This window comes from Succinimonas sp. (assembly GCF_045225735.1).
Taxonomy (GTDB): Bacteria; Pseudomonadota; Gammaproteobacteria; order Enterobacterales; family Succinivibrionaceae; genus Succinimonas.
This window is the reverse complement of sequence record NZ_JBGVBR010000395.1, coordinates 1-5,868: the sequence shown is the minus strand read 5'-3', so window position 1 is coordinate 5,868 and position 5,868 is coordinate 1. Positions and strand designations below refer to the sequence as shown.

4 protein-coding genes are annotated in these 5,868 nt (G+C 48.7%); all 4 read right to left on the bottom strand.

Annotated elements, in window-relative coordinates:
* Positions 1-65 precede the first annotated feature (65 nt).
* Entirely contained in the window at positions 66-2,441 is a 2,376-nt protein-coding gene (locus ACJROR_RS14080) for a TIGR03986 family CRISPR-associated RAMP protein (protein ID WP_406547655.1), read from the bottom strand.
* Positions 2,438-3,067 carry a hypothetical protein gene (locus tag ACJROR_RS14075; protein ID WP_406547654.1) on the bottom strand — a complete coding sequence of 210 codons (630 nt, stop codon included), beginning with the start codon at positions 3,065-3,067 and terminating at the stop codon, positions 2,438-2,440. Before ACJROR_RS14075 ends, ACJROR_RS14080 begins: the two co-directional genes overlap by 4 nt.
* A complete protein-coding gene (locus ACJROR_RS14070) occupies positions 3,067-4,683 on the bottom strand; it encodes an RAMP superfamily CRISPR-associated protein (protein ID WP_406547653.1) in 1,617 nt (538 codons plus the stop codon). The genes ACJROR_RS14075 and ACJROR_RS14070 overlap by 1 nt, the downstream gene beginning before the upstream one ends.
* On the bottom strand, positions 4,683-5,868 hold a 1,186-nt coding region (locus tag ACJROR_RS14065), incomplete at its 5' end, for a hypothetical protein (protein WP_406547652.1). The genes ACJROR_RS14065 and ACJROR_RS14070, both read right to left, overlap by 1 nt.

Genomic DNA, 5,868 nt, shown 5'->3' with positions numbered 1-5,868 from the left:
GGTGTTCCCAGACTTAAAAGGCCCCGATCTTTCGAAGCGGAGCCTTCGCCTGAGCAGGAGCTAAATCACTGGATACCGTGCTTTTCCTTCACCTGTCTTACAAGAGCCTTTCTTTCGTCCTTATTTTTCTTGTTACTGACATTGATGAATTTACTAAACCATCCGGATTTCAAAATACTCTCCAACTGAACTTTATCATTGTCATTAAGCTGGGGCGCTTTTATCATGTCCATGAGGAACTGGCGAATGTCAGGTGCCTGAAGGACACTGGGCAGAACTTCCAAATTACCGTTAAACTTACTTATAAAGTCCCTGAGTACTTCACAGCTAATTTCGGAAAGCTTAGCTTCTTTTGCTTTTTCTTCTAATCTTTTCTCATTTTGGGCTTCAATTAGTTTCAGATATGCTTCATAACTATTAGTATCCAGCGTATCATCAGCACTTTTTAGTCTTTCCTCATAATTGACATTACCCATGTACTTTTCTCCCAGTTGTTCAAGCTTTAGTTTTTCACTGGGATCGACGGAAATCTTGCGGTTAATATTTCCGCTGCCACTGAGCCGTGCAACGCCCGGAACTGACAGCCCCGCTTTCCTGATCTTGCGGAAATCTTTAAGATCGTTATAAACCAAGCTGCCTGGTGTCGCATAATCATTATGCAGTCTGGCCAGAGACTTCAGAAATTCCACCTGAACGGAATTTCTCCAGACATAATTCTTGGCTCCAATATTCTCAAACTCCTTGTCCATCAGATCAGCAAAGCTCTCCATCAAGGCATCAAGCTCCACCGTGGGCAGGGGGGGCATGTCAAAGCTTTCATAATCAGCCACTTTAACAGTGATCCCTTTGAACTGCACGGCTCCGAGACCGTAGGGTTTGCCATGTCCGAGGCTGTGATAGTACAGTGAATTCCCAAGCCCCTCAAAGGATTCCCCGAGGCTGAGGCACCACAGAAGAGCCCCCAGTTCCTCCCTTTTCAGGTTATGGAACATCACCCTTCCCTTGAAGACAGTATTTGGCTTTTTCAGCACCTCCAAGGTTGAGGTAACCGCACCTTTCCCCTTGGCGCCGGTAGTGGAACAATCCTGACAGCGGTATCTCTTAAAGCCGGTGGCTACTGGAGGTACCCCCCCAGATGAATATGACCTGCAATCCTCAAGATACATGTTATAAAACGACGGCTTGGGAGTATTCAGCACCATGGACATATCCTCAAAGTTCTCACTGGAAATCTGATCGGATACCATATCCGAGAAGCTGATGCGGCTTTTAAGGCTTATCTGACCAAACTCCTTTCTCACCGTACCAAACATCACCTCTGGAAGTGAGAAATAACATTCATCTGCCAGTCCCCACTCAGTTACCAGAGCAGTCTGATGCCAGGCGGTAACTTTCTGGGTGTCATGTTCGCAGACAAGTCTGGGCATTCTGGCAAATCCGAGAGCCTCAACTTTATCCTCTTTGTTCAAAAATGCCCATACCGGTATGCCCAGCTCGAGGTTCTGATGTTCCCTGAGATATTTGTAGGTATTCTGAACCGCTTCGCTGTTACTGCTTCCGGTAAAAAGCTCTACCATACAGGAATCAACAGTTACAGGATCACTGAGATTATCTGCCGGGAACACATAACTGTAAGCCTTGTCAGCCATGGTGCTGATGTCAGCCACCCGATAGTTTGAAAACACTACATAACCCACCAAATTGCTGTCATCACTTGCATCGCCAGCATTAGCCAGGGAAACACTGCTGCCGTCAGCCTTATCGAAGCCTTCAGTGTAGCCGGCCGGCGGAACCGGAATACAGCTTACCTTGATTTTTTGGTTAAGATCCAGACGATACCTGGATTTCAGAGCCTTTTTATACTTTTCTTGGGCACTATCCTGATCGTTGATATTCGGCTTAGCGGAATTAAAGTTTAATATGCGATCATTCCCGGTAAGCCCCAAAAATTTATTCAGGTCATCATCAAAAATCTTAACAAGAGAGTGTTTATTCTTTGACAGTCTGACTTTCCATTCCTTTGTGCTGTCGTCATACTTTAACCAGCCACAGAGTCTTTTATAGGAAGTGTACTTTTTCATATAATCTGAGTTGGCAAAGAGTTCGCGGAACCAGAATTTTTGGTTCTGATACATAGACTCCGGGGTCAGTCTGGCCAGGGAAACTATCTCCAGAACATTTCTCAGCATCCCCTTCACCGAGCTTCCGGGAATTACCAACCTGTTCTCATCCTCAGGATCCCGGGCCCAGACAACCCTATCTTGGCTGTCTTTTCTGGCTCCGACACAGATATCACCGTGATTGGTAAGCTCCAGATCTATAAAGCCGCTGACACTGTCCTTGAGAGGGACGTCATGGGAAACGCTGTAGGCCCAGTCGGGAGCAAAAACCTTCTTCGAAAGAGGCACAAAGTTATAAGGCGCAATAATACTTGATGTCATACCGCATCTCCTGAAGCTTTCACAAATCCCATAAACTGCTGCATCCACGGCTCCCAGCGACCGCAGGCTTCCGTCTGGTCATCAGCATTCCTGCGGCAGCGATACCAAACCCGGTACCAGGCGCTGTCAGCTCCGTCAGATACTCCCCGAAAGCTGTTTTTAAGAAGAGTGCTCACATCGGAGCAGGCATAAACATAATCTTCTCCGGAAGCGCCGTCTTTGCCATTCTTCATGCATTCCATAACTTCCGAAACGGCATCTGCCCCGACAGCATTAACCAGTGTTACCGAATAATAATCCTCGGCGCACATTACCGCTCTCAGGGTGCAGCTGCCGCTGTCCGTCCCGTCATCGCAAATTTCCAGCTCCATAATCTCACGATTCTTATCGTTCTCGGACAGCTTCAGGAAATTAGCCAGTCCGTCCGTAAAAAGCACCCAGCCGGCCGTTGCTCGGAATTTTCCAGCAAGATCCCACAGTTCTGACCTCTTAACAAAAGTCTGCTTAACCACCGGAGCAGCGCTGAATATCCAATCTTTCAGTTTCAGACTCTTCCCGAGATCGGTTAACATCTGTCTGGCTTCCTCATCGCTGATACGGAAGCCGTTACCTGTAACATTGCTCATTACTGTCTTCCTTCTGATTCTTTGCTGTCGCCCTGCTTAATTTTGTAATTCAGCAGCGGATGACATGCGTTAATTTTTCCGGTGAATTCGCAGAGGGTTCTCCCGGTCTTGGCTCCTATAGGGAGGAGTCCGGTCTCCAGATCAAAAACGGTTCTCTTAAGAGCCTGAATCACATTCTTCACGGTATTTTCATCAATTCCGGGAAGAGTCTTCTCGCCGGAAAGAACCTTAACGGCCTCTTTGGTCACCAGTATGTTCACGTCGAATACGGGATCTACCACCAGCTCCTCGGTAAACAGAGCCTTGTCAATGACACCTCCGGTGATTCGGTCAATGCGGTTATGACTTCTCAGTACCCCGGTTTTTTTATACGCCACCGCAGCATCACGGAAAAGCAGCCTTCCGGCAAGACCGGTGGAGGCTCCTCCGCCGGCAGGTTTCGCATTGTTTTCGGGGGTGTTGTTTTTGGTCTCTTCACTGCCTTCATTGCCGGCCATTCCGAAAAGGAGCTTCCCCAGCGCCTCGGGCATCTTATATTCCTTGCTGAAGAAGTCATTCTCATCGGCCAGATTTCCGGTAATCCGGTTGTAGTGATAGGCTACCCGGTGGGCAATAATGCCTTTGATTTCACTCCCGGGTATAACTAACTCCCTGCCTTTCTTATCCTTGTCGGTTTGCTCCCGAACGATCTGTCCCTGACAGCCTGTCCAGACTACAGCATCCTCAGTGCCGGGGTGCGATACTCCGGTGCTGCCGGTCAGCTTCTGCAGTTCCTGATGCAGATAGGCAGATCCGGTGCCCGCCGTAAAGACGCCGGTACCGTTCAATGTCATATTCAGGAGCTCTTCATAGTTATCAGAAGACTTGCTATCATCAAAACAGATGCCCGGATAATTCAGCGCTTCCACTTCATAGGGTTCTTTTTTCTCCCTGAAGGCTTTAATTTTCTGGAGACATCCCTCGCCCTTGTCTTTTTTAAGGTCGATATCCTCCTGCCGGAAGCCGACAACCTTCACTCTGCCAAGACCGTTGGTCTTGCCGCCGCCAACGGCAAAGGAAGCCTGTCCGATAAGGCTGATGATCTCATTCAAAGATTTTCTGCTGAAGGCCGGCACTTTGCCATCGCCATCATCATCAACATGGGCCTTGATATCGAAGGAGAAGCGGGTGCCCTTGAGGAGACACTTGGTGTCAAACTTTCCGTGTCCTCCCGCATCCGCAACCCCGCGGTGATTGATGCGGGTACGTTCCCGGCTGAAAATCAGAGCGGAATTAGTTCTGGTAAATTCATCCTTCTCCAGCTTGGATTTAAGCACCAGCCCTCTTCCCACATCTCCGGCCTTGTTCACCAGAAGACCGTCAGAAAGGATTATGCGGGAAGCCTGGCCCTGAGATTTCCGGTTGATAAAGCCGAACCATTTCCGCCAGACTTTGGCATTTCCGGAAGCTTCAGCAGCATTTCTCCAGACACCCATCAGAGATGTTGCCGGGATATAGGGGACACCGTTCCAATCCCGGGCCACGTCAGAGGAAGAGCCCAGATCATGCCCACCGGAAGACAAAGCCAGAGGAGACAGAGTTTCAATTACAATCCGGGATAATATGAGATGGGACATTATTCATTCTCCTCTTTATTGTTTTCTGACCTCTGATTCTTCAGAACCTGTAGCTCTTTATAAATGCAGGGGTCATGCAGCGTAAGATGTAACTCAATGCATCTTATAATGGCTTTGCACACCCGTAAGTCAGAACTGTCTTTTTCAGAAAAGAGCTGTTCCACCAGCTTCAAAAAACAGTCGTCAAAAGCCTGTTCTTCATGATCCTGACTGAGGAACTCCAGCTTAATGTTCCAGATCTTATCCTCCTGCATGTCCTTGCCGTTCCTGTTTTCAGCCTTGCCGGCCACGGTAACTCCTTTTATCTTCTTCTTGATATCATCCTTCTTGAAATCCTGAGAAAGAAGAGATGTCAGGGCGGTTTTCAAGGCCATCCACTGAGTTTTGCCGGGACCGAAATCATCATCATCTTTGATTCCCAGATAGGATCTGCCGGCTTTATACAGGTCGACAATCTTCGCCAGCAGTTTATCGGAAAGCTTATCGATGACAGCATCATCAAGAGCGAACTTCTGCATATCAATAAGCCACTGGACTTCAAGATCCTTAATCCGCTCGGAACTGCGGGAAGCAGCAGCCGGTTTAAACCGGAATTCGGATTCAAAAAGCTTAACCCCGTCCTTTATTTCCCCCTGGGAAACCAGACAGGAGGGATTCACCAGCACTCGGCCGCAGCCCAGATGACGGGAGAGTCCCACTCCCTCCTCCTGGAGTTTTTGCAGGATAGTTTTGAGTTCCGCTTCGTTCCCCTGGTACACGTAGTCATAGACCAGAACACTGCCCCGGCAGACAAAGACTCTGGCAGATTCCAGTCCCCCGCGCTTGTTGTTGTAAAGCCGGGTCTTGTCTGATCTGACAAAGGATTGTTCGGGTTTGAAGACGGCAGTAATGCCATTTTGGGAAAGAGCCCACAGCATAGCCGGATTGTCAGGTACCGGAGAGTCATAGCTGGTCACCGCATCCAGAAATTCGGCATCGTCGAGACACCAGAGCACGAGCTGTCTTTTGCCACAGGAATCAACGGGGCCAGGATCCGGAATACAGTTCTGAGCCATCTTAGCGCTGTTCGTTACCTCATGAATCCGCACCCGGCCGAATTCCGATCCCCTGCTGCCGCCGAGTCTGATAACACTGCCGTCCTTCAGAATATCAAAAATGGCATCTCTGGCCCTGCATATTGCTTCT

Coding starts and splice junctions, on each gene's coding strand:
- ACJROR_RS14070 (WP_406547653.1), bottom strand. CDS start 4,683: ATGTCCCATCTCATATTATCCCGGATTGTAATTGAAACTCTGTCTCCT.
- ACJROR_RS14080 (WP_406547655.1), bottom strand. CDS start 2,441: ATGACATCAAGTATTATTGCGCCTTATAACTTTGTGCCTCTTTCGAAG.
- ACJROR_RS14075 (WP_406547654.1), bottom strand. CDS start 3,067: ATGAGCAATGTTACAGGTAACGGCTTCCGTATCAGCGATGAGGAAGCC.